A 21380-nucleotide genomic window follows, 5' to 3' on the forward strand; every position below is an offset into this window, starting at 1 on the left:
CCAGCAGTGAAGTCAGTGAGCGGTACCTCGGTGAAGGCGTCGGCTGCGGGCGCGCGCACCGGGAGGTTCGGCAGTGGGGTTCTAAGCCAGAGCAGTCCAGTGTCGATGCGATGGCGATCATCTTGGCAGGAAGGATGGTCGAAGGTGCGGGGTTTACGTAACTCTCAGTCGATGTCGCGACGCGTGGCCGCCTGTGCCTGCGACCGGCGGGAAGTTGTGGGGCTGACCTCCTGCTGCGGCTCCGTGCGGTGGTCTGAAGCACCTGCGGCTTGTGATTCTGCTCCCCATGGGAAGCTAGATGAGTTGTGCTCGGTCGGCTGCTGAAGGAGCTACGCGTGTCTGGACCCAGCCCGCGCGGAACGTATCTCGTGGTCTCGGAGGCACTCCGTGTGCGTATCGCTGAGGGGGCTTACGCGGGCGGGCTGCCTTCGGAGGCCGAGATTGGGCGGGAGTTCGGCGTAGCTCGCACGACAGTCCGGCGTGCCTTGCAGGCTCTTGAGGAGTCGGGCGAGATCGTGACCGTTCCCGGGGTCGGGCGGCAGGTGGCTGTGGCAGGGCGGTTGGCGCCGTACGAGCGGGTCATGGCGGACCTCCTGGATCGCATCCGGGGGGGTGCTCTTCCTGTCGGCGTCAAGCTTCCGAGTGAGGCAGAGCTAGCAGAGACCTACGGTGTGGCCCGGGGGACTGTGCGTCGGGCTGTACGTGAACTAGAAGTGGCTGGGTATGTCGTAGCGCGGCAGGGAGTTGGGCGCTTCGTCAGCCCGGCTTCTTGAACCGAAACGGCCTTGGAGGGTACGCACTGTGAAGCTGGCCAAGTGGGCGCATGACCTCGCCGAATCGCTGCTAGCAGAGAGCCTTCCGGACCGGTGGGCTCACTCTCGGCGGGTGTATGCCCAAGCCCTGGCCCTGGCGCCAGCGCTTGGGGATGACGCAGAACTATTGGCTGCGGCTGCCATCGCACACGACGTCGGCTATGCCCAAGGCGCCGTGGATACGGGGCAGCACATGATTGACGGCGCTCGGTACCTCCGTGACGTGGTCGGAGCCGACCCCCGCCTGTGCAGCATCGTGGCCTTTCACACATCCTCCCCCTGGGAGGCCGCCGAGTTGGGATTGTCCGAGACCCTTGAGCAGTTTGGGCCCGCGGAACCTGAGCTGGTGGACGCGATCACGTACTGCGACTTGACCAGCAGCCCTACGGGGCAGCTCGTTGACCCCAGGCACCGGTTGGCAGAAGTGCTTGATCGCTACGGGCTCGATCACGTCGTATTCCGTGCTGTCTCTGCTGCCCGACCCGAGCTGCTGAATCGTGTTGAGCGCGTACAGCAGCGTCGGGCCGAGGCTGCGCGGCAGAGCGTCAGCTGATCCGAGGGACAGGGGAGCCGCGGAAACCCTCTTCGAGGCGCAGCCTTGTAGTAGGCGACATGTCGAGTGTTTCGACTTCGGGACGAGGGATCCATCGGACCTCGAATGACTCCGAGCTGACCTTGATGTCGCCGCTGACCGGACGTGCCCGGAAGCAGAGCGAGAACTCCTGGCGGACCTCGCCGTCCGAGAATGCGATCACGTGCCCCGGGTCGGTGAAGATGCCGATCAAGCCGACCACCTCGACGGAGATGCCGGTCTCCTCCAATACCTCTCGTACGACCGTCGCGGCGATGTTCTCGCCGATCTCCTGGACGCCTCCGGGCATACCCCACCGTCCGTTGTCGGAGCGGCGCTCCATCAGGATCTCGTCTGCGTCGTTGACCACGAAGGCGGTTACCGCCGGCACGATGCTGTTGGCCTTCGGGGCTGAGGGATCGTTGAAGTAGTCGGTGCGGCTCATGCTTGCCTTTCGATGGAGACGGCCTCGCTCCAGACCTTCTCGAAGCTCTGCTGGTAGGTGGACACGAGCTCAGCCCCAGCCACCTTCCTCAGGTGAAGTACTGGAGCCAGCGGAGCGCTGACCCCGTAGACCTGGGTGTTGACCAGCCACTCATCGTCGGACCTATACAGCGAGTTGTGCAGGGTTGACCGGTGTAGGCGGAACTCGACACCAGCTACACCGAAGAGCGGACGGTACAGCTTCAGCACCTCTCGGACCTTGTACGCGACGCCCTCCCCGATCTCCTCCTCCTTACCGCGGCGCTGGATCTCTGGGCTTTCTGGGTCACCGAGGAGTATCCGGGAGCGGACGCCGGAGGAGGCCTTCAGTCTGAGCAGCTGCGTCCAGCGAGGGTTCTCCGCCAGGAACACGCCGGCATGAACCAGGATGCCGATCTCTCGCTCCGCTCTGCCGAAGAGCTGGAGCCAGAGATCCGCTGGGACGTACGACCGGTGTGGATAGACCTTCAAGACTTCGGCGTCAGCCGCATCCTTGCGCTGGCCGTCAGGTAGCCCGTCGGGCCAGAGGTACGCCTCGTCTTCGCGCAGGTGGGCCGCAATGGTGAGCCGGTGGCGCCGATACGGCGCGCGCCCCTGCGTGATCCACCGTTCGACGGTCTTTGGATCAACCCCAACGTGCTCTGCCATGGCATCCACCGTCACGCCGTTCGACAGCATGGCGGACCGTAAGCGCTCGTTTGCCATCCTCACCCCCAGGGACGTCCAGGGACGTACTCGCCCCCGGGAACGCTACCGAGGACGTCCCAAGTCGTCCAGGGACGTGGTGACTTCGTCCCCGCCTCTGGCGGCACTCTGATGGCACACCACAGCGGCTCGGAAATCACGAAGGGCTTGACAGCCCGGACCGAGCGGGCCACTGTGAGGTACATGTTCAATCATGTATCGCTTTGGCGGTGCAGGGCTCCATTTGTTTGTGCCCGGAGGAAAGCCCGAGGGGGTGAGTACGAAGGCAGCGTCCGTTCCTTAAGAACTCAACAGCGTGCCGACCCAGCCACCTGCTCCTGGGTGGTCGATGGGTCCGAGCGAAACGAGATGGGGCGTGATCCCCGTCCCCAGGCGACGGGCAGTCGTCGGTGGCAACACCTTTTCTTGCGTGCTGGCTCTGGAGAACACCCCTCGGGGTGCCACCCGGGACGCGCCGCCCTGCTGGCGTTAGAGCAGTGACGATGACGCACCCGATCCCAGGCTCGGGACCGAGCACCGTGGCAACGGTGCGCCGGTGAAGCCGCGCCCCTCAGGTTTGGAGGCTCCTGTGATCCACCGACATCTACGGGCGCTGGCCGTACTGGACCGGTACGGCCAGCTGCGCCCCTCGCGTCACCGCTCAACCGCCGTGCGAGGCATCTCCGGGCTTCACCGCCCGGCATTGCTCGCACGGCTCGCTCTCCCTTCCGCAGTGCTCGCAGCCTGCGGCCGGTTGCCTCCCCCGCCCGTCACGTACGGGCGGGGTGGAGGGGAGCCGCGAAGTTTCGGGCCTCACTCCCGGGGCGCTGCCTCTCACCACGGACCGAGGCGCCCCGGTTCCCTTCGCTCATCAGGAGAGATCCACATGCGTTCGTACATCGGTAACCACGAGATCGTGAACCCCGCCGAGTTCGAGGAACTGGCGCTCGGCTTCGATGAACTGCCCCTCGGGCTCGACCGGGATCTGTTCCGCGGCCCGCTCACCCCGGAGACCGCCCAGGAGCGTGCGGCTCGTGAGGCGGTGGCCCGTGAGGTCATCGCCGAGCTGGCTGCACTGGGCGAGGGTGGTGACGAGATCGCCGCGTGGGACGCGCTCTACGCCGACGCGCTCACCCGCACGGTTCCCTTCCTGCGGGGCGCCGCCCGCGAGGCCGGACGTTCCGCCCGGACGGGGGAAGCGGCATGAGCCACGCCATGACGGCCCTGTCCGCAGCCCTTCCGCTCGTGTCCGGCTGGTCGGTGCACAGCCTGTGGATGCGGCGCCGGATCGACGCGGCCCGCCGCGACCCGCTGACCGGGCTGTGGACGCGGGACGCCTTCGAGGGTCGGGCCCGCAAGAACCTGGCCCAGAAGTGCCAGCGCGCAGTGCTCGTCTTGGACCTCAACCGGTTCAAGGAGATCAACGACACCCTCGGCCACGCGGCCGGAGACGCGGTCATCCGTGAAACCGGGCAGCGCCTGGGCCGGTGGGCCGAGGAACACGCCGGTATTGCCGGACGGCTGGGCGGGGACGAGTTCGCCGCCGTCATCCCTGGCTACGGCATCGACAAGCTGCGCGTGGACCTGTTCATGCTGACCGGCCGACTCGGCCAGCCGGTGCCGTTCGACGGCCGGCCGATCGAGGTCCATGCGTCCATCGGCGCTGCCTACCACCGCACCGGATCCGGCGACCTGTCGCTACTGCTGCGGCGCGCGGATGAGCAGATGTACAAGGCCAAGCAGCGCGGCGGAGGCTGGCGTATCGCACACCGGCTGACCGTCCCTGCGATGAGCACGGTCAACGGCCGCCGCGACGGCCGCCCCGGAACCCGTCGGGAGGCGGCGTGATGAAGACCCGCACGTCACTGAGCGTGGTGCAGAGGGTCGTACTGACGGCCGCGTTCCTGCCCATGCTCGCCACCGGCGTCGCCGGTGGCGTGGGTACTTACAGCAACATCAGCCGCGCCTACGGCAAGGGCACGGCGCTCGGCGCGGTCGCGGCCGGCGAGGGGGCGACCGCGGTTCTGGCACTGGTACTGCTCGGGCTGACGATGCTCGGCCAGTCCTCCCCGCGCATCATCCGGGTGGGCTTGTGGGCTCTGCCCGCGGCCGCCTCGGTCATGGCGGCGATGGCCGCCGATGACCCGGGCCGCACCGTGATCTACGCCGTGACCCCGATGGGCATGTGCGTTGCGGCCGAGGGCATGGCGTTCCTGGCCCGGCGGATCGTGGTCCACCAGGACGGCCGCGACGCCGAGGCGGAAGCCGAAGCCGCCGCTGTGGTGCGGTCCCTGGCCTACCACCGCGCCCGTGCTGCGAACCACCCGTGGGCGCTGGTTCGGAAGTGGTCCGACCAGACGTCGTGGCGACTGGCCCGGAAGGTCGGCTTGGGTGACGCGTCGCTGGGCGCCCGACTGCTGGACGTTCAGCGCGACCGGCTCACCAGTGGCGCAGATGCCGCCCTGGCCGCCATGTTCACCGCCCACGCAAACCAGGATGAAACGCTAGGGATCACCGTAAATCGGTTGGGGTCTGACCTGTACGAGTCGACGCCCGAGGTGCCGACCGTGACAGCCGACGTTCCCGTCCTTGAGTCGGCCGACCCGATCCCCGTGATCGAGCCGGTGGCCCTGCCCGAGGCGGTTGCGGTAGTCGAGCCGGTCGAGGTTCCCCAGCCGGCTCCGGTGAAGTCGGTTGCGGCTGTGGGGTCGGCTCCGCGTCGGGCGACCGGTCGGGTACCGGAGTCGGCCCGCACGCCCCGACCGACGCGGGATTCGGATGAGCTGCTGGATGAGGCCCGGTCGGTCACGGCCAACTGGACCGATGGTGAGCTGACGGCCGAGGCCATCCGCAAGGCAGTCCGCACCTCCTCCGCCAACGGGCGTCTGCTGCGCGACACGCTCAAGGCCGAGCGCGCCGCCGCGGCTGAAGCGGCGGCCGCGTGATGGCCGGGCACGGCATACCCGTCTACTCCTGGCGACTCGCCCCGGACGGGCTGGCCACCCGCCGTCAGCTCCGCGCGGCCGGCCTGCGCCCCGGCGGACAGGACGTCGTGGCCCAGCTGGAACGCCGCCGCCGCCGGCCGGGGCCGCTGACCGCCTACCTGTACCGCGTCGACCTGGCCAAGCCGGTCCGCCCGATGACCCCCGGCAAGGCCGCAGCGCTCGCCAAGGCGAACACCGCCCGCCGGACCTGCCCCGAGTGCCGCACGGATGCGGGCTACGTCATCCCGGCATCGCTCGGCATGTGCGTGCCCTGCGCCTACCCCGAAGACCAGCGCGCTGCCTGACCTGCACGGCGGGCCCGAACACCTCGCTGTCCGGGCCCTTCCACCCCACTCGACATGAGGGAGCAGACCACCGTGTCTGATGTCCACGCCACCGGCCAGAGCGAAGAGTGCGAGCGCCCCGGCGCCGAGGTCTTCGACATCACCACCAAGCGCCCCACCATCCCGACTCCCGCCCCGGCGGCTCCGCCGGCCGACCCGGACGACGACGAAGACGAGTCGCCCCGGCCGAGGCCGGTCGACTCGCCGGACCTGCCGTCCCCGAGCGTCACCACGTACAAGCGGCTGCCGATTATCCCGACCTGGCTGAAGTCGAAGCCGGGGTTCATCTCCACCACCCAGCGCGCCGCAAGCAACGCGTTCTACGCCACTGCCTTCCACGGCATCCGAACCCCCTGGTACGCGCTCCAGCTCGGCCTACTCGCCCCGCGCGGCATGGCCCGGCTGGTCCGAGACACGAACCGGTGGGTGTGGGACGCCGAGGCGGCCCCCCTCCGCGCCTTTGAGGTCTACAAGGAGAACACCGCCGAATACCTGAAGCTCTCCCGGCAGCGGGACAGTCGGGTGCGGCTGCGGACGCTGGTGACCGTGGTGGCGCTGATCTTCGGTACCGGCTTTGCGCTGACCATGTACGTCATGGCCCCCGGCTGGCTCGCGGTGCTGGCCTCGGCAGCAGTCCTCACCGCCGGTTTCTGGGGCGCCCCGCAGGACCAGCCGGTGATCGGGCCCGCCGTGCTGAAGACGGAGCTCCAGAAGCTCACGGGCACGCTCGTACTCCGAGCCCTGGACAACATCGGCAACGCCAAGCTGTCGGCCGCCATCAAGAAGGGCGGCGACATGAACGGCCTGCGGTTCACCTCGGAGATCACCCGGGACGGGCCCGGCTACCGCGCAGACCTCGACCTTCCCTGGGGCGTTACCCCGGAAGACATCATGGAAGCCCGCAAGCCGCTCGCCTCCGGCCTGCGCCGCAAGGTCGGCTCCGTCTGGCCCTCGGCCGACCCCACAGAGCACGAAGGCCGACTGATCCTCTGGGTGGGCGACAAGCCCATGAACGAGACCAAGAAGCCCGCCTGGCCGCTGCTGAAGTCGGGGCAGGTGGACCTGTTCAAGCCGGTCGTCTTCGGCAACGACCAGCGCATGGGCGACGTCTCCGTGACCCTGATGTTCGCGAGCGTGGTCGTGGGCTCCATCCCGCGCATGGGCAAGACGTTCCTGATGCGCCTGTTCCTGCTCATCGCAGCACTGGACCCGCGCGCCGCGCTGTACGCATTCGACTTCAAGGGCACCGGCGACTTCGGCGCGCTGGAACCGGTCTGCCACCGCTACCGGGCCGGCGACGACGACGAGGACATCCTCTACGTCCTCGAATCGCTGTGGGAACTGAGGGCCGAGCTGCGTCGCCGGGCCAAGGTCATCAAGTCCCTGCCGCGCTCGCGCTGCCCGGAGTCGAAGGTGACCCCGGACCTGGCCAACGACAAGTCACTCGGGCTGCACCCGATCGTCGCCGCGTTCGATGAGTGCCAGGTCCCCTTCGAGCACGACAAGTACGGCGCCGAGATCGAGGAGATCTGCACTGACCTCGGCAAGCGCGGCCCCGCCCTCGGCATGGTGACCCTGTTCGGGACACAGCGCCCGGACGCGAAGTCACTGCCCACCGGCATCTCAGCGAACGCGGTGCTGCGGTTCTGCCTCAAGGTCATGGGCCAGCCCGCCAACGACATGGTGCTGGGTACCTCGATGTACAAGGCCGGATACCGGGCCACGATGTTCTCCCGCACCGACCGCGGCATCTGCTGGATGGCCGGTGAAGGAGACGACCCGCGCATCGTGGCCTCTGCGTTCGTGGACGCGCTTGGCGCCGAACAGGTCGTCGTGCGAGCCCGCCGGATGCGTGAGGAGTACGGCAACGTCACCGGCCACGCCCTCGGCCAGGAACCCGAAAGCGGTGAAGCAGCCTTCGACCTCCTCGCCGACATCCTCAAGGTTGTGCCGGCCGATGAGGAGAAGGTCTGGAACGAGAAGGTCGCCGCCCGCCTCGCCGCCCTGCGCCCCGAGGTCTACAGCGGCTGGAAGTCCGAGACGGTCACCACGAACCTCAAGCCGCACGGCATCACCGCCCAGGACGTCTGGGGCTCCACCGCCGCCGGCAAGGGCACCACTCGACGCGGTATCGCCCGTGCCGACATCACCGCCGCCATCACCCTCCGTGATGGCAAGCGGTCCGGGAGCTGACTCGTACCGCTGCTAGACCTAGCGGCCCGTGCTGCTAGGTCTAGCACCCCCGCTAGCACCCTGAACCGGCCCTCATCAGCGATCTCGCACCTAGCAGTCGACCTGCGAAAACACCGGAAACCCCGCCCGGAAGGCACCCCATGGCCCTCACCCTCCTTGCTAGCGCCTGCCTACTCGTCATCACTCTCGGTTACGTCAGCCTGTGTGTGGGATCGCCGTTCGGCACCTGCCGCAAGTGCCGTGGCTTCGGCTACGCGATGAAGACCGACCGTAAGGGCCGCCTCAAGCGCGGCAAGCACTGCCGCCGCTGTGACGGCCACGGCAAGCGCATCCGCGTCGGCCGCCACCTCTACAACCTCTGGCTGCACCTCTACCGCGACGCCACCCCCGCCCCGCGCAAGACGTTCGCCCCGAAGGGATAACCCCATGGCCATCACCGTCTCGCTCGTCGCCCTGCTCGGGCTGGTCCTGTTCTTCCTCCTCCGCTCCAAGACCCTCGGATACGGCTCCGCGTTCGTCGCCATGATGTTCGGCTTCTTCCTCGCCTCCACCGACGGCGCCTCCGGCCCCATCAACGAACTCACCACCGCGATCATCAAGGCCGTCTCGGACCTGGGGAGCCAGGGATGAACGACCCCATCACCTACCGGCACTGGGCCATCGACCTCGCCCCCAAGGTCGCCCCCGCCCTGGCCACCACGACCGTGCTCATCCTGGGCCGGATCTGGAACGCCAACGGCGCCGAACACTCCATCGGAAACGCCGCGCTCATGGTCGTCCTCGCCACCGGAGCCGCGACGGCCGGCGCGTTCGCCTCCGGCGGCCGGTCCGGTGACAGCGTGATCGCCGGAACCGCGTTCGCGACATCCGGCGGACTGGCCCTGGCCGGAGTCGCCGGATACGCCGACGGACTCTCCCTCCCGATCCTCCTGTGGGCGCTGGCCACCGCCGTCGCCTACGGACTCGCCGCCCGCTACTGGCGCACCGACCGCCGCGAGACCGTCGCACACGAGCGGCAGACCCTCGGCCGCCGCGAGGACCACGCACACGTCGAACGCGTCGAAGCGCTCCGCGCCGGAGCACAGATCGAAGTCGCCCGCTCCGGAGCGGCCTACGCCGAACAGCTCGCCAACGCCCTCATCACCCGCGCCACCCTCCCCGGCTTCAACTCCCAGGCCCTCACGGACGCCGGCCTGCCGCAGCTCCCCACCAGCGAAGGGAAGACCCCATGACCGGACCTGAGCACTACCTCCAGGCCGAGGAATACCTGCAGGAGTCCTACAACAACACCACCGGCTCTGACCTGGAGCGGTACTACCTCACCGCCGCGCAGGTCCACGCCACCCTCGCCCTCGCCGCCGCGACGGCCTTCGCCCCGCACCGCCTCGGCGTGAACCGCGCCGAATGGAAGGCCTGGCAGGACGCGGCCCGGACGCCCGAGGACGACGCGTGAGGCGCCACTGGCCCGCACCCGAAGCGGCATACGCCACCGCGCCGAGCGTCATCAGCGAGATCGGCTGGACCGTGCGCGGAGCCCGCGACTGCCTGCACGGCACCCAGGTCCGAGAGTTCTGGCTCCGCAAGGCCGCACTCCTGGACCGCATCGCCCTCACGGACGACGACCCCTTCAGCGGCGATGCAGCTACCTGCGCCACCGAAGCGGCCCAGCGCCTGATGGAGATTGACCACGCCGCCGGCCTCGGCCCATCCGGCTACGCGGACGGCCCCTACACCCCCGACCACCCGGACAGCGCCCGCGAGCCCCGCGGCTACGTCCGCCAGGAATACGCCCTCTGGATCCGCCACCACTCAGGAGACCAGCCGACATGAGCACCAGCCCCGCCCTCAGCACCGCGCAGCACCCCACGCTCCACACGCAGGTCGACGGCCTGAAGTACCAGCCCGAGCGCATCAGCGTGATCGCGGCCCTGTCCCACATCCGCAGCGCCCGCAAGAGCCCCAAGAACGTGGATGCGGTCAACGTCTACGCCTTCAACGGCCGCGACGGCATTCCGCTGCACGTGGTCTACATCCACCACATCCCCGGCCGTTGGGACGGCGTGAACGACGTCATCGACGTCTACGAGATCCCCACCGCCGCGCTCACCGACCTCTAGCTATGCCCGGGGCGGCCGCCTCTCACCACAAGACCGCGACCGCCCCGGCTTCTCCGTCCCTTCGCAGAAACAGGAGACCCCCAGCATGACACCAACCCCCACCCCGGCGCTGCTGCGCGCCGCCCTGGCCGCCGCTGAGCACGGCTGGCCCGTCTTCCCGCTCCGCCCCGGCGACAAGCGGCCCGCAGGCCACCCCGAACGCAACTGCCCCCACACCGGCCGCTGCACGGACGGCCATCGCACCCCCGAACAGCGCGCCACCCTTGCCGCTGAGCAGATCACCGCGTGCTGGCAGACGGCCCCCTACAACGTCGGCATCGCCACCGGCCCCGCCGGACTCCTGGTCGTAGACCTGGACATCCCCAAGGAAGACGACGGACCCGCGCCCGCGGACTGGGCGGGGGCGACAGATGGCCTGGACGTGTTCGCCATGATCTGCGAGCGGGCCGGTGAGCGGCTGCCGACCGAGACGTACACGGTGCGCACTCGCCGGGGCGGGCAGCACCTGTATTTCACCGCCCCTGCCGAAAAGCGGCTACGTGGGAGCGCAGGGCGCCTGGGGTGGAAGGTCGATACGCGAGCCTGGGGCGGGTACGTGGTCGCGGCCGGCAGCACCGTCGGCACCGGCTCGTACGAGATCATTCACGACGCGCCTCCGGCCCCCCTCCCCACGTGGCTCGGTGACCTGCTCACCCCGCCGCCCGCACCCGCCCCAGTCCCCGTGTCCGTTCTCCGTTCCCGGATCGGCAAGGCGGAGCGGTACGCGGCGGCCGCCCTGAATGGTGAGGTCGCCAAGGTGGCCGCCGCTGTCACCGGTGCGCAGAACACGACGCTCTACAACGCGGCCTACGCCCTCGGCCGCCTCATCGCCGCAGGGACCCTCACGGAGATGGAAGTCACCGACGCGCTCACCGCCGCGGCGCCGAAGGGGCTCGCGCCCTCTCGGATTGCTGCCAGCATCCGCGACGGCATCCACCGCAGCGCCCGCAACGCGGCCGGTGATGCGGCATGAGTACCCATCCCGCCGACGCCGACCTGTGGGCCGGATTCGACGCCCTCACCGCTGAGGACGTGACCGGACCGGCATGGGACGAGCCTGTCCCACTCACAGCCCGCCGTGATCTGCCCGCCTTCCCCGTGAACACGCTCCCGCCGTGGTTGGCAGCCATGGTCGCGGCCGTCGCCGAGGAGACCCAGACACCCGCCGATCTGGCCGGATGCCTGGCCCTCGCCGTCATCGCCACCGCCGCTGGCGGGCGGGCCACGGTCTGCGTGCGCGGACGCTGGCGTGAGCCGGTCAACCTGTACACCGCTGTCGCCCTGGATCCCGGTAACCGCAAGAGCGCCGTGTTCGCCCTGATGACCGAGCCGCTCATGGCCGTAGAGAAGGCATTGGTGGAGCTTTCCGGCCCCGCCCGCGCCGAGGCCGAGACCACCGCACGCCTCGCCAAAGCCGCCGCCGACAAGGCAGCGGCCAAGGCCGCGAACGCCGAGGCCGGAATGCGAGACCAGCTGACCGCCGAAGCCGTTGCCCTGGCCCAGGCCGCCGAGGAGATCAAGGTCCCCTGCAAGCCTCAACTCGTCGCGGACGACGTCACCCAGGAGAGCTTGGCCACCCTCCTCGCCGAGCAGGACGGCCGCATGTCCGTGCTCTCACCCGAGGGCGGCATCTTCGGCATCATCGCGGGCCTCTACTCCGGCACCCCGAACATGGAGATCTTCCTCAAGGGCCACGCCGGGGACATGGTGCGGGTCAACCGTCAGGGTCGCGAGTCCCAGCACATCGAACACCCCGCCGTCACCATGGGCCTGGCCGTACAGCCCGAAGTCCTCGAATCCATTGGCCAGATCAAAGGCGCCGACGGCCGCGGACTCCTGGCCCGGTTCCTGTACGCACAGCCCGAATCCCTCGTTGGCAGGCGCAACCTCACCCCGCAACTCATCCCGGACGACGTGGCCGAGACATACAGGCGCCAGCTCGGCGGGCTGGCCATGGCCCTGCACGAATGGACCGACCCGGCCGTGCTCACCCTCACGCCCGAGGCCGACGCAGTCATGCTCGCCTACCAGAAGGTCACCGAATCCCGGATCGGGAAGGGCGGCTCACTCGCGGACATCGTGAAGTGGGCCAGCAAGCGGGACGGGGCCGTCGCCCGTATCGCAGGGCTGCTACACCTGGCAACCCACCCCGACAGCGGATGGACCCGCCCCATCGAGGCCGCCACCCTGGCCGACGCCACCCTCCTCGGCGATTACTTCACCGCCCACGCCCAGCACGTCTTCGACGCCATGGGCGCTGCCCCCGCACAGGACGCTGCCCGCCAAGTTCTCGCGCACCTCGGGGACGCTCGGTTGACCGGCTTCACCAAACGGGACCTGTTCCGCCAGCTCTCCCGCGGGGACTTCCCCACCATGGCTGACCTCGACCCGGCCCTGGGCCTGTTGGAGGAACACGGCTGGATCCGCCAGCAGCCCCCGCCCCCACGTACCGGACGCGGCGGCCGGCCGCCCTCCCCGAAGTACGACGCGCACCCCCGCCTCGTGCGCGGCGACGCCTGACAGAACCCCGGTCAGCCCGACACAACTGACAGAACCTCCGACCTAGCGCGCTGACCTGCGCAGAGAGGCCCTCCGGCCGTCGTGACAAAACCTCTGGAAACTCTGACAGAACCCACCCGTCGACCGTGGCAGAACCCACCGCCGGAGGTTCTGTCAGAGTTTCCGCGAGTTTTGTCAGAGCCGCTCCGAGCCCGGAAGTCGCAGGTCAGCGCGTTCTCACCCAGGTTCTGTCAGTTCTGTCAGCGGTCTGGGGGTTTCTGCTCCTCAACTCATCCTCTTGCCTCCCCGAAGGAGCCTCGCCGTGGCCAAGCCCCGCGACGAAATGCTGACCATTCCGCAGGTGGTCGAAGAAATCGGTGTTCCGCGAGCCACGTTCTACCGCTGGCGGCAGTGCAAGAAAGGTCCCAAGTCCATCAAGCTCCCGAACGGGTCCGTGCGCATCCGGCGCTCGGAGCTGACCCGTTGGCTGGAGATGCGGGAGGAAACCGCGTGACGAACGGCGCTGATTCCGGGTCCGAGCAGATCAATGGCTCGGGCCCGGAAGAGTTTTCCCTCGACATTCGGCTGTGGAATGTGACCAAGGCCCAGAGCAAGACCCGCCCCTATCAACTTCGCTGGATCGTAGGAGGCAAGGTCAGCAGTAAGACGTTCGCGACCGTGGCGCTTGCTGGAAGCCGCCGGTCCGAACTGTGGTTGGCCATGAAGCGCGGCGAGGCCTTCCGTATCAAGGACGGCCTGCCTGAGTCTGAAGTCCGCGCCGCCGCGCGGGTCGCAGAGCCCGAGGATGCCCGCGAGGAACTGTCCTGGTTCACGTTCTGCCGTGAGTACATGGCCATGCGCTGGCCCACAGCTGCTGCCAAGACCCGTGAGGGCATCGCGGACGGCCTCGCGGCGGTGACCCTGGCCATGGTGGAGCAGGACAAGCAGATGCCCGAGGTGGAGGAACTGCGCCTCGCTTTTCGCTGGGCCGTTGTGCCAGCGAACGCCGAGCTGGAGCCGCCGGCCGAACTCGACGACGCTCACCAATGGCTGTCAGAACGAGCGCTGCTCGTTTCGGCTCTGGAGGACCCGAAGATCCTGCGAGACGTCCACTACCGCCTCTCGTTCAAGCTGGATGGTGCGCCGGCCGCAGGGGAGACGGCACGCCGGCGGCGCCGAGCCCTGAATACGGCGGTGAAGTACGCCATCGAGCGGAAGCTTCTGATGGAGAACCCCCTTGTGGCACTGAAGAAGGTGAAGACCTCGGCGTCGGACCGCGTGGACCCGCGGGTTCTCGTGAACAAGACACAGGCCGCCCAGCTGCTGGCCGCGGTCTCCTACATCGGGACATGGGACCGCAAGAAGGGGCGCCGACTGGTCGCCTTTTTCGCCGTCATGTACTTCGCGGCGCTCCGCCCGAGCGAGGCTGTGGGGCTGAAGCAGAGGGACTGCCACTTGCCCGACCAGGGGTGGGGGACACTCACCCTCCGCGATACGAATCCAGTGTCCGGGAAGCAGTGGACCGACAGCGGCGAGCGCCACGACAAGCGAGGCCTGAAGTCCCGCGAAGCCAAGGAGGACCGCCCGGTCCCGATCCCGCCGCCGCTGGTCGCCATACTCCGTGACCACCTTCGAGAGTTCGGCACCGCCAAGGACGGCAGGCTGTTCACGAACGAGCGGCTCGGCCTGGTCGGCAGCAGCACCTACTGGCGCGTCTGGAAGGACGCCCGCGAGTACGCTCTCCCGCCGGACCTTCAGGAATCCATCCTCGGCGGCCGGCCGTACGACCTCAGGCACACCTGCATCACGACCTGGCTGAACGCTGGGGTTCCGGTCGCCGAAGTCGCCCGTCGGGTGGGCAACTCGCCCGAGGTAATCCACCGTGTCTATGAGGGGTGCATCTACGGACAGGAAGCAGCTATGAACTCGAAGATTGAAGCGGAGCTGGATTGGGAGTTCTAGCTGCTCAGCCGAGCATTCGCATTACCTGTTGGCCGAGCCCGACTGCGCCGGTGCCGATGCTGATTATCCCGTTGACGGAATTGATCCAATCGCGGAACCTGTCGACGAATCCTGCCTCGCGCATCGACTCGACGTGTTCGGGTCTTCGGATGACGGATCCGAAAAGAGCATCGAATGTCGCCTCAATGTCTTCGCGGCCTGTCACTCGGGCGACGTGCACTGCTTGGAGCATGGAGTGCAGGTGGGAAAGGAGCAAAATTCGGAGCTGCCCGGGGAGTGCAGCCGTACCGACCTCGCTCATCATCTCGGTGATCAGGCTTTCGAGCCGTGCGAGGTCGTCTTCAGAGAAGAACTGGACCGGGTTGGCGCGATGCAATACGCGACTAACGGAGAGTAGCCCGTGGACGGCCGCGCTCTGGGGTATGTGCCCACCGGGGACGATCTCGGAGAACACCTGGTAGAGCGGCTTGCGTGCGGCGACTCCGGCTGCCGCCCCTTCAAGGAGGTCGAGGCCGTGGAGGAGGTGCTCTTCCTCGTCTTGCTCCTCGCCCAGGGCGCGTACCGCCGCGATGATTTGGCTGGGAAGCTGGATCACACTGGCGATGGCGTGTACACCGTCCGCGGTGTTCTCGCCCACCTCAAGTGTTTGGGCGAACGCGGTCCATGCAAGGACCTGTTCTTGGTCTCGCTGGCCGGGGAACCTGGCGTGTACGGCGAGCAGCACGTCTCGAAGTCGCGCAGCTGGGTTGTCATGTTGCGGTGCCATGGCGACACGTTAAGGTGCTCGTTGATCGGCCGTCACTGGTTCCGGCTGCTCTATCGCAGGTCTATCGCGATCAGTGCGTAACAACGACAAAGACCTGGACTCAATGGGACTGGGTCCAGGTCTTCATGCTTGGCACTTCAGCAGGTCAGCGGCGTGATCGCGCTGGTCTGGCTGGAGTGCCCCCGGCAGGATTCGAACCTGCGCACACGGCTCCGGAGGCCGTTGCTCTATCCCCTGAGCTACGGGGGCGCGTCGCTGGTGTTGCTGCGACGGGTTGAACACTACCAGCTCTCGCGGGGTGATCAGGAACCGGTTTGCGGGGGAGGGAGGGGTGCGTCGCCCGCAGGGGGTGGAAGTGGCGAAAAGCCGGACGCGGGGGCGTGGCTCGACCTACTCTCGAGTTGTGCCAGGCGTCTCGGGCCGGGTGCTTGTTGTCGACGACAACAAGGTCATCCGGCAGCTGATCAGGGTCAATCTCGAGCTGGAGGGCTTCGAGGTCGTGACCGCGAACGATGGTGCCGAGTGCCTGGACGTCGTCCATCGGGTGTGCCCCGATGTGATCACGCTTGATGTGGTCATGCCTCGGCTGAACGGTTTCGGGACCGCCGCGCGGTTGCGGGCCGATCCGCGGACCAGAGACGTGCCGGTGGCCATCGTGAGCGCCTGTACGCAGTACGAGGCCGAGATCGCGGCCGGGGTCGATGCCTTCGTCGCCAAGCCCTTCGAGCCCGCCGAGCTGGTACGGGTCGTCCGCGGGCTGATCGACCGCAAGGACCGGCGCCAGCGGGAAGGGACCCCCGCCGGGCGGGGGAGGGGCTGAGCCCCCTCCCAGGCGACACCTACGCGACCGCCGTCGCGCGCCGGTGATTCCCGGCCCCGGACGCGGGCGCGGGCGCGGCCCTGTTCACATGGCGAAACCGTTCGCGTGACCCGGGGGCTTCTCCCCTAGGCTGGGTTCCGTGACCCCCGCTGACCTCTCCCGTACCGTCGTGCGCGCCGTGCGCTGCGCCGTCGAGGACGGGGAGCTTCCCGCCGGGGCGACCGTGCCCGAGCGGGTCGTCGTCGAGCGGACCCGGCCCGGTGGAGCGGGGGAGTACGCCACCCCCGTCGCCTTCCAGATCGCCAAGAGTGCCGGGAACCGGGCGCCCCTCGAGGTCGCTCGCGTGCTGGCCCGCCGGCTGGCCGGGCTACCCGGGATCGAGCGCGTTGAGATCACCGGTGCGGGTTTCGTCAATTTCGCGCTGCCGCCCCTTTCCGCCGCCGAGCTCGTACGGGAAGTACGGGAAGTAGAGGCACGCCGCCCCACCGTCGACGCCGGCGTGCCCGCCGACCTGCCGCTCGGCCTTCGCGAGCGCGCCGTGTGCGAGGCCGTCGTCCGCATCCGGCGCAGCCAGGGCCTCGACGCCACCGTGCCCGCGCGGGTCGCCCCCGTCGCCAAGCGCGACGGCGATGTGGTGGCCCGGTACGGGGCGGACGCCGCCCGCTGGGCCATGCTCACCGTCCCCGCCCGCGAGACGCCCGGCTTCTGCGACCGGCTGCTCGTTCAGGGCGAGGACAGTGAGTTCTTCCGCGTGCGGTACGCCCGTGCGCGCAGCCGCGCCCTCACCGCCAATGCCGCTCAGCTCGGGTTCACCTCCCTCCCCGGAGACCTCGGGCTCACCTCCCTCCCCGGAGACGTCGAGGCCGCCCCCGCGCTGCTCCGCGCCGTCGCCGACCACCCCCTCGCCCTCGAAGCCGCCGCGCACCACCGGGCGCCGGAGCGGCTCGCCAGGCATCTCGTCGAGCTGGCCGACGCGCTGCTCGACTTCCAGCACCGCGTCCTGCCCCAGGGGGACGAGAAACCCTCGGCCGCCCACCGCGCCCGGCTGGCTCTTGCCGAAGCCGCCGGGACGGTGCTGGCCGGCGGCCTGTCCCTCCTCGGCATAGACGCACCGACACGCCTGTGACCTGCGAAGAGAGATTCCGATGAGCCGTTCCGCGCACCCCGCCGGACCCCGCCACGCCGACGTCATGCCCGAGGGGCACTACTCGCCGCCCGCCGCCGACCTCAATGCGCTGGACGAGAAGATCTGGGCCCGGACCGTCCAGCGGACCGCCGACGGCGTCGTGACCGTCGGCGGGATGGAAGTGACGCGGCTCGCCGAGGAGTTCGGGACCCCCGCCTACTTCCTCGACGAGGAGGACTTTCGGGCGCGCTGCCGGGCCTGGGCGCATGCGTTCGGCAAGGAAGCCGATGTCTTCTACGCCGGGAAGGCGTTTCTCTCCAAGGCCGTCGTGAAGTGGCTGAAGGAAGAAGGGCTGAATCTCGACGTCTGCTCCGGCGGTGAGCTGGCTACCGCCCTCGCCGCCGAGATGCCCGCCGCGCGCATCGCCTTCCACGGCAACAACAAGTCCGAAGCCGAGATCAGGCGCGCCATCGAGGCCGGCGTCGGGCGCATCGTCCTCGATTCGTTCCAGGAGATCGCCCGCGTCGCGCACATCGCCCGTGAGCTGGGCGTACGCCAGCCCGTGCAGATCCGCGTCACCGTCGGCGTCGAGGCCCACACGCACGAGTTCATCGCCACCGCCCACGAGGACCAGAAGTTCGGGATCGCCGTGGCCGACGGGGTCGCCGCCGAGGCCGTACGCCGCGTGCTCGGCCACGACTCGCTCGAGCTGCTCGGCGTCCACTCCCACATCGGCTCGCAGATCTTCGACATGGCCGGCTTCGAGGTCTCCGCGAAGAGGGTCGTGCGGCTGCTGGCCGCCGTACGCGACGAGCACGGGGTGCAACTGCCCGAGATCGACCTCGGCGGCGGCCTCGGCATCGCCTACACCTCCGACGACGACCCGAGCGAGCCGCACGACATCGCCAAGGCGCTCACGGAGATCGTCGCCAGGGAGTGCGAGGCCGCGGGCCTCAGGGCGCCCCGCATCTCCGTCGAGCCCGGGCGCGCCATCGTCGGCCCGACCGCCTTCACGCTCTACGAGGTCGGCACCATCAAGCGGCTCGAAGGACTCCGTACCTACGTGAGCGTCGACGGCGGGATGTCCGACAACATCCGCACCGCCCTCTACGACGCGGAGTACTCCATCGCGCTCGTCTCCCGCGTCTCCGACGCCGAGCCCATGCTCGTCCGCGTCGTCGGCAAGCACTGCGAGAGCGGTGACATCGTCGTGAAGGACGCCTACCTGCCCGCCGACCTCGCCCCCGGTGACCTCCTCGCCGTGCCGGCCACCGGTGCGTACTGCCGCTCCATGGCCAGCAACTACAACCACGCGCTGCGCCCGCCGGTCGTCGCCGTGCGCGACGGTCAGGCCCGCGTGATCGTCCGACGCGAGACGGAGGAAGATCTCCTGCGTCTCGACCTCGGGTGACGCCCATATTTCTGGGTGAGCCCCCGGACCCCCCAAAATAGGTGTCTCACTCAATGGACCGAGGATGGAAACTGCTGTCCATTGAGTGAGACTTGTTCACACCTGGCGCGCAAACCGCGCGCCGGGTACTGATGGAAGATCGAAAGGCGTAGGTCGAATGATGCGTACGCGTCCGCTGAAGGTGGCGCTGCTGGGCTGTGGAGTGGTCGGCTCAGAGGTGGCGCGCATCATGACGACGCACGCCGACGACCTCACGCAGAGGATCGGCGCGCCCGTCGAGCTCGCCGGTGTGGCCGTACGCCGGCCCGCCAAGGTGCGCGAAGGCATCGACCCCGCGCTCATCACCACCGATGCGACCGCCCTCCTCAAACGCGGCGACATCGACGTGGTCATCGAGGTCATCGGTGGGATCGAGCCCGCTCGTACGCTCATCACCACCGCCTTCGAGAACGGCGCCTCCGTGGTGTCGGCGAACAAGGCGCTGCTCGCCCAGGACGGCGCCGCACTGCACGCCGCGGCCGAGCAGCACGGACTCGACCTGTACTACGAGGCGGCCGTCGCCGGCGCCATCCCGCTGGTCCGCCCGCTGCGCGAGTCCCTGGCCGGCGACAAGATCAACCGGGTGATGGGCATCGTCAACGGCACGACGAACTTCATCCTGGACAAGATGGACTCCACCGGCGCGGGGTACCAGGAGGCGCTCGACGAGGCCACCGCCCTCGGGTACGCCGAGGCCGACCCCACCGCCGACGTCGAGGGCTACGACGCCGCCGCCAAGGCCGCGATCCTGGCCGGCATCGCCTTCCACACCCGGGTCCGCCTCGACGACGTCTACCGCGAGGGCATGACCGAGGTCAGCGCCTCCGACTTCGCCTCCGCCAAGCGCATGGGCTGCACCATCAAGCTCCTCGCGATCCTGGAGCGGGCGGCGGACGGCCAGTCCGTGACGGCGCGCGTCCATCCCGCGATGATCCCGCTCACGCACCCGCTCGCCTCCGTCCGCGAGGCGTACAACGCCGTCTTCGTCGAGGCGGAGGCCGCCGGGCAGCTCATGTTCTACGGGCCCGGCGCGGGCGGTGCGCCGACCGCCTCGGCGGTCCTGGGCGACCTCGTCGCCGTCTGCCGCAACAAGCTCGCCGAGGCAACGGGGCCGGGCGAGTCCGCGTACACCCAGCTGCCGGTCAGCACCATGGGGGACGTCGTCACCCGGTACCACATCAGCCTCGATGTGGCCGACAAGCCGGGCGTCCTCGCCCAGGTGGCGACCACCTTCGCGGAGCACGGCGTGTCGATCGATACCGTACGACAGCAAGGGCGACAGGACGGGGCCGGCACTGAGGCCTCCCTCGTCGTCGTCACTCACCGCGCACCCGACGCCGCCCTCTCCGGGACCGTCGAGGCGCTGCGGAAGCTGGACACCGTCCGCGGTGTCGCCAGCATCATGCGTGTTGAAGGGGAGTAAGGACCCATGAGCAGCAATCGCACCCACCAGTGGCGCGGCATCATCGAGGAGTACCGGGACCGCCTGCCGGTCACGGACTCCACTCCCGTGGTCACGCTCCGCGAAGGCGGCACTCCCCTCGTCCCCGCACAGGTGCTCTCCGAGCGCACCGGCTGCGAGGTGCACCTCAAGGTCGAGGGTGCCAACCCCACCGGGTCCTTCAAGGACCGCGGCATGACCATGGCGATCACCAGGGCCAAGGAGGAGGGCGCGAAGGCCGTCATCTGCGCCTCCACCGGCAACACCTCGGCCTCGGCGGCCGCCTACGCGGTGCGCGCCGGGATGGTCTGCGCCGTGCTCGTGCCCCGCGGCAAGATCGCGCTCGGCAAGATGGGCCAGGCCCTCGTGCACGGGGCCAAGATCCTTCAGGTGGACGGCAACTTCGACGACTGCCTCGACCTCGCTCGCGCGCTGTCCGACAACTACCCGGTGGCGCTGGTCAATTCCGTCAACCCGGTGCGCATCGAGGGCCAGAAGACGGCCGCGTTCGAGATCGTCGACGCGCTCGGTGACGCTCCCGACATCCACGTGCTGCCCGTCGGCAACGCCGGCAACATCACCGCGTACTGGAAGGGCTTCAAGGAGTACAAGGCCGACGGCCTGGCCTCCCGTACGCCGCGCGTGTGGGGTTTCCAGGCCTCCGGCTCCGCGCCCATCGTGCGCGGTGAGGTCGTCAAGGAGCCGCACACCATCGCCACCGCGATCCGGATCGGCAACCCCGCCTCCTGGGACTACGCACTGGCCGCCCGGGACGAGTCGGGCGGCTTCATCGACGAGGTGACGGACCGCCAGATCCTCGCCGCCTACCGGCTGTTGGCCGCTCAGGAAGGCGTCTTCGTCGAGCCCGCCTCGGCCGCCTCCGTGGCCGGTCTGCTGAAGGCCGCCGAGCTGGGCCTGGTCGACCCCGGCCAGAAGATCGTGTGCACCGTCACCGGCAACGGTCTGAAGGACCCCGACTGGGCGGTCGCCGGCGCTCCGCAGCCGATCACCATTCCGGTGGACGCCGAAGCGGCCGCCGTCCGTCTCGGCCTGATCTGATCCACGCCGGGTCGCCGGGTTCCGGAGCAC

General features: G+C 68.9%; 25 protein-coding genes and 1 tRNA gene. 22 read left to right on the forward strand and 4 right to left on the reverse strand.

Annotated elements, in window-relative coordinates; all coding sequences use genetic code 11:
• The first annotated feature begins 368 nt into the window (after positions 1-368).
• Positions 369-773, forward strand: coding sequence for a GntR family transcriptional regulator (locus ABZX75_RS15085; protein ID WP_355410788.1), 405 nt, complete (start codon positions 369-371; stop codon positions 771-773).
• 28 nt (positions 774-801) lie between these two features.
• Positions 802-1365, forward strand: coding sequence for an HD domain-containing protein (locus ABZX75_RS15090; RefSeq protein ID WP_355410611.1), 564 nt, complete (start codon positions 802-804; stop codon positions 1363-1365).
• Here ABZX75_RS15090 and ABZX75_RS15095 read toward each other — a convergent pair.
• Complete coding sequence (locus ABZX75_RS15095) at positions 1358-1828, reverse strand: NUDIX domain-containing protein (protein ID WP_355410612.1); 471 nt, start codon at positions 1826-1828, stop codon at positions 1358-1360. The two genes, ABZX75_RS15090 and ABZX75_RS15095, sit on opposite strands and share 8 nt — an antisense overlap.
• Positions 1825-2544: an XRE family transcriptional regulator gene (locus ABZX75_RS15100; protein ID WP_355410613.1), complete on the reverse strand. Its 720-nt coding sequence runs from the start codon at positions 2542-2544 to the stop codon at positions 1825-1827. The genes ABZX75_RS15095 and ABZX75_RS15100 overlap by 4 nt, the downstream gene beginning before the upstream one ends.
• A gap of 892 nt (positions 2545-3436) precedes the next feature.
• On the opposite strand from ABZX75_RS15100, the gene ABZX75_RS15105 reads away from it, so the two are divergent.
• The 15 genes from ABZX75_RS15105 to ABZX75_RS15175 all read left to right on the forward strand — a co-directional run bounded on the left by ABZX75_RS15105 (position 3437) and on the right by ABZX75_RS15175 (position 14688).
• Complete coding sequence (locus ABZX75_RS15105) at positions 3437-3757, forward strand: hypothetical protein (RefSeq protein WP_355410614.1); 321 nt, start codon at positions 3437-3439, stop codon at positions 3755-3757.
• Positions 3754-4398: a GGDEF domain-containing protein gene (locus ABZX75_RS15110; RefSeq protein WP_355410615.1), complete on the forward strand. Its 645-nt coding sequence runs from the start codon at positions 3754-3756 to the stop codon at positions 4396-4398. The genes ABZX75_RS15105 and ABZX75_RS15110 overlap by 4 nt, the downstream gene beginning before the upstream one ends.
• Positions 4398-5495, forward strand: coding sequence for a conjugal transfer protein (locus tag ABZX75_RS15115; protein WP_355410617.1), 1098 nt, complete (start codon positions 4398-4400; stop codon positions 5493-5495). The genes ABZX75_RS15110 and ABZX75_RS15115 overlap by 1 nt, the downstream gene beginning before the upstream one ends.
• Positions 5495-5839, forward strand: a complete 345-nt coding sequence (locus ABZX75_RS15120; RefSeq protein ID WP_355410618.1) for an RRQRL motif-containing zinc-binding protein — start codon at positions 5495-5497, stop codon at positions 5837-5839. Before ABZX75_RS15115 ends, ABZX75_RS15120 begins: the two co-directional genes overlap by 1 nt.
• A 72-nt stretch (positions 5840-5911) precedes the next feature.
• Positions 5912-8071, forward strand: coding sequence for a cell division protein FtsK (locus ABZX75_RS15125; RefSeq protein WP_355410619.1), 2160 nt, complete (start codon positions 5912-5914; stop codon positions 8069-8071).
• 140 nt (positions 8072-8211) lie between these two features.
• Positions 8212-8493 (forward strand): hypothetical protein, encoded by a 282-nt coding sequence (locus ABZX75_RS15130; RefSeq protein ID WP_355410620.1) that lies wholly within the window; start codon positions 8212-8214, stop codon positions 8491-8493.
• 4 nt (positions 8494-8497) lie between these two features.
• On the forward strand, positions 8498-8701 hold the full coding sequence (locus ABZX75_RS15135; protein ID WP_355410621.1) for a hypothetical protein: 204 nt from the start codon (positions 8498-8500) through the stop codon (positions 8699-8701).
• Positions 8698-9303: a hypothetical protein gene (locus tag ABZX75_RS15140; RefSeq protein WP_355410622.1), complete on the forward strand. Its 606-nt coding sequence runs from the start codon at positions 8698-8700 to the stop codon at positions 9301-9303. The genes ABZX75_RS15135 and ABZX75_RS15140 overlap by 4 nt, the downstream gene beginning before the upstream one ends.
• The gene (locus tag ABZX75_RS15145) at positions 9300-9524 is read left to right on the forward strand and encodes a hypothetical protein (RefSeq protein WP_355410623.1); all 225 of its coding nucleotides are present in this window, start codon (positions 9300-9302) and stop codon (positions 9522-9524) included. Before ABZX75_RS15140 ends, ABZX75_RS15145 begins: the two co-directional genes overlap by 4 nt.
• Positions 9521-9901 carry a hypothetical protein gene (locus tag ABZX75_RS15150; RefSeq protein ID WP_355410625.1) on the forward strand — a complete coding sequence of 127 codons (381 nt, stop codon included), beginning with the start codon at positions 9521-9523 and terminating at the stop codon, positions 9899-9901. Before ABZX75_RS15145 ends, ABZX75_RS15150 begins: the two co-directional genes overlap by 4 nt.
• The gene (locus tag ABZX75_RS15155; RefSeq protein ID WP_355410626.1) at positions 9898-10188 is read left to right on the forward strand and encodes a hypothetical protein; all 291 of its coding nucleotides are present in this window, start codon (positions 9898-9900) and stop codon (positions 10186-10188) included. The genes ABZX75_RS15150 and ABZX75_RS15155 overlap by 4 nt, the downstream gene beginning before the upstream one ends.
• Positions 10189-10273: 85 nt before the next feature.
• Positions 10274-11200, forward strand: a complete 927-nt coding sequence (locus tag ABZX75_RS15160) for a bifunctional DNA primase/polymerase (protein ID WP_355410627.1) — start codon at positions 10274-10276, stop codon at positions 11198-11200.
• Positions 11197-12747 carry a YfjI family protein gene (locus ABZX75_RS15165; protein ID WP_355410628.1) on the forward strand — a complete coding sequence of 517 codons (1551 nt, stop codon included), beginning with the start codon at positions 11197-11199 and terminating at the stop codon, positions 12745-12747. The genes ABZX75_RS15160 and ABZX75_RS15165 overlap by 4 nt, the downstream gene beginning before the upstream one ends.
• A gap of 301 nt (positions 12748-13048) precedes the next feature.
• Positions 13049-13240 (forward strand): helix-turn-helix domain-containing protein, encoded by a 192-nt coding sequence (locus ABZX75_RS15170; RefSeq protein WP_128637127.1) that lies wholly within the window; start codon positions 13049-13051, stop codon positions 13238-13240.
• Positions 13237-14688: a tyrosine-type recombinase/integrase gene (locus ABZX75_RS15175; protein ID WP_355410629.1), complete on the forward strand. Its 1452-nt coding sequence runs from the start codon at positions 13237-13239 to the stop codon at positions 14686-14688. The genes ABZX75_RS15170 and ABZX75_RS15175 overlap by 4 nt, the downstream gene beginning before the upstream one ends.
• A gap of 4 nt (positions 14689-14692) precedes the next feature.
• Here the strand turns inward: ABZX75_RS15175 and ABZX75_RS15180 are convergent, their stop codons facing one another.
• Together ABZX75_RS15180 and ABZX75_RS15185 are read right to left on the reverse strand one after the other, a co-directional pair.
• Positions 14693-15454, reverse strand: coding sequence for a hypothetical protein (locus tag ABZX75_RS15180; protein ID WP_355410630.1), 762 nt, complete (start codon positions 15452-15454; stop codon positions 14693-14695).
• Between the two features lie 177 nt (positions 15455-15631).
• A tRNA-Arg gene (locus tag ABZX75_RS15185) sits at positions 15632-15703 on the reverse strand.
• Positions 15704-15785: 82 nt separating this feature from the next.
• On the opposite strand from ABZX75_RS15185, the gene ABZX75_RS15190 reads away from it, so the two are divergent.
• From ABZX75_RS15190 to thrC, 5 genes are all read left to right on the forward strand, one after another.
• Positions 15786-16274 carry a response regulator gene (locus tag ABZX75_RS15190; protein WP_355410631.1) on the forward strand — a complete coding sequence of 163 codons (489 nt, stop codon included), beginning with the start codon at positions 15786-15788 and terminating at the stop codon, positions 16272-16274.
• Between the two features lie 139 nt (positions 16275-16413).
• Positions 16414-17400 carry an ArgS-related anticodon-binding protein NrtL gene (gene nrtL / locus ABZX75_RS15195; RefSeq protein ID WP_355410632.1) on the forward strand — a complete coding sequence of 329 codons (987 nt, stop codon included), beginning with the start codon at positions 16414-16416 and terminating at the stop codon, positions 17398-17400.
• A 19-nt stretch (positions 17401-17419) separates the two neighbouring features.
• The gene (lysA, locus tag ABZX75_RS15200; protein ID WP_355410633.1) at positions 17420-18811 is read left to right on the forward strand and encodes a diaminopimelate decarboxylase; all 1392 of its coding nucleotides are present in this window, start codon (positions 17420-17422) and stop codon (positions 18809-18811) included.
• Positions 18812-18968: 157 nt separating this feature from the next.
• Positions 18969-20273 carry a homoserine dehydrogenase gene (locus tag ABZX75_RS15205; protein ID WP_355410634.1) on the forward strand — a complete coding sequence of 435 codons (1305 nt, stop codon included), beginning with the start codon at positions 18969-18971 and terminating at the stop codon, positions 20271-20273.
• 6 nt (positions 20274-20279) lie between these two features.
• A complete protein-coding gene (gene thrC / locus ABZX75_RS15210) occupies positions 20280-21350 on the forward strand; it encodes a threonine synthase (RefSeq protein WP_355410635.1) in 1071 nt (356 codons plus the stop codon).
• Positions 21351-21380 lie beyond the last annotated feature (30 nt).

Origin of the sequence: Streptomyces sp. NPDC003038, assembly GCF_040611115.1 — a bacterium.
Taxonomy (GTDB): Bacteria; Actinomycetota; Actinomycetes; order Streptomycetales; family Streptomycetaceae; genus Streptomyces.

Coding starts and splice junctions, on each gene's coding strand:
- ABZX75_RS15145 (WP_355410623.1), top strand. CDS start 9,300: ATGACCGGACCTGAGCACTACCTCCAGGCCGAGGAATACCTGCAGGAG.
- ABZX75_RS15165 (WP_355410628.1), top strand. CDS start 11,197: ATGAGTACCCATCCCGCCGACGCCGACCTGTGGGCCGGATTCGACGCC.
- ABZX75_RS15110 (WP_355410615.1), top strand. CDS start 3,754: ATGAGCCACGCCATGACGGCCCTGTCCGCAGCCCTTCCGCTCGTGTCC.
- ABZX75_RS15135 (WP_355410621.1), top strand. CDS start 8,498: ATGGCCATCACCGTCTCGCTCGTCGCCCTGCTCGGGCTGGTCCTGTTC.
- thrC (WP_355410635.1), top strand. CDS start 20,280: ATGAGCAGCAATCGCACCCACCAGTGGCGCGGCATCATCGAGGAGTAC.
- ABZX75_RS15160 (WP_355410627.1), top strand. CDS start 10,274: ATGACACCAACCCCCACCCCGGCGCTGCTGCGCGCCGCCCTGGCCGCC.
- ABZX75_RS15095 (WP_355410612.1), bottom strand. CDS start 1,828: ATGAGCCGCACCGACTACTTCAACGATCCCTCAGCCCCGAAGGCCAAC.
- ABZX75_RS15105 (WP_355410614.1), top strand. CDS start 3,437: ATGCGTTCGTACATCGGTAACCACGAGATCGTGAACCCCGCCGAGTTC.
- lysA (WP_355410633.1), top strand. CDS start 17,420: ATGAGCCGTTCCGCGCACCCCGCCGGACCCCGCCACGCCGACGTCATG.
- ABZX75_RS15180 (WP_355410630.1), bottom strand. CDS start 15,454: ATGGCACCGCAACATGACAACCCAGCTGCGCGACTTCGAGACGTGCTG.
- ABZX75_RS15100 (WP_355410613.1), bottom strand. CDS start 2,544: ATGCTGTCGAACGGCGTGACGGTGGATGCCATGGCAGAGCACGTTGGG.
- ABZX75_RS15205 (WP_355410634.1), top strand. CDS start 18,969: ATGATGCGTACGCGTCCGCTGAAGGTGGCGCTGCTGGGCTGTGGAGTG.
- ABZX75_RS15130 (WP_355410620.1), top strand. CDS start 8,212: ATGGCCCTCACCCTCCTTGCTAGCGCCTGCCTACTCGTCATCACTCTC.
- ABZX75_RS15120 (WP_355410618.1), top strand. CDS start 5,495: ATGGCCGGGCACGGCATACCCGTCTACTCCTGGCGACTCGCCCCGGAC.
- ABZX75_RS15140 (WP_355410622.1), top strand. CDS start 8,698: ATGAACGACCCCATCACCTACCGGCACTGGGCCATCGACCTCGCCCCC.
- ABZX75_RS15115 (WP_355410617.1), top strand. CDS start 4,398: ATGAAGACCCGCACGTCACTGAGCGTGGTGCAGAGGGTCGTACTGACG.
- ABZX75_RS15155 (WP_355410626.1), top strand. CDS start 9,898: ATGAGCACCAGCCCCGCCCTCAGCACCGCGCAGCACCCCACGCTCCAC.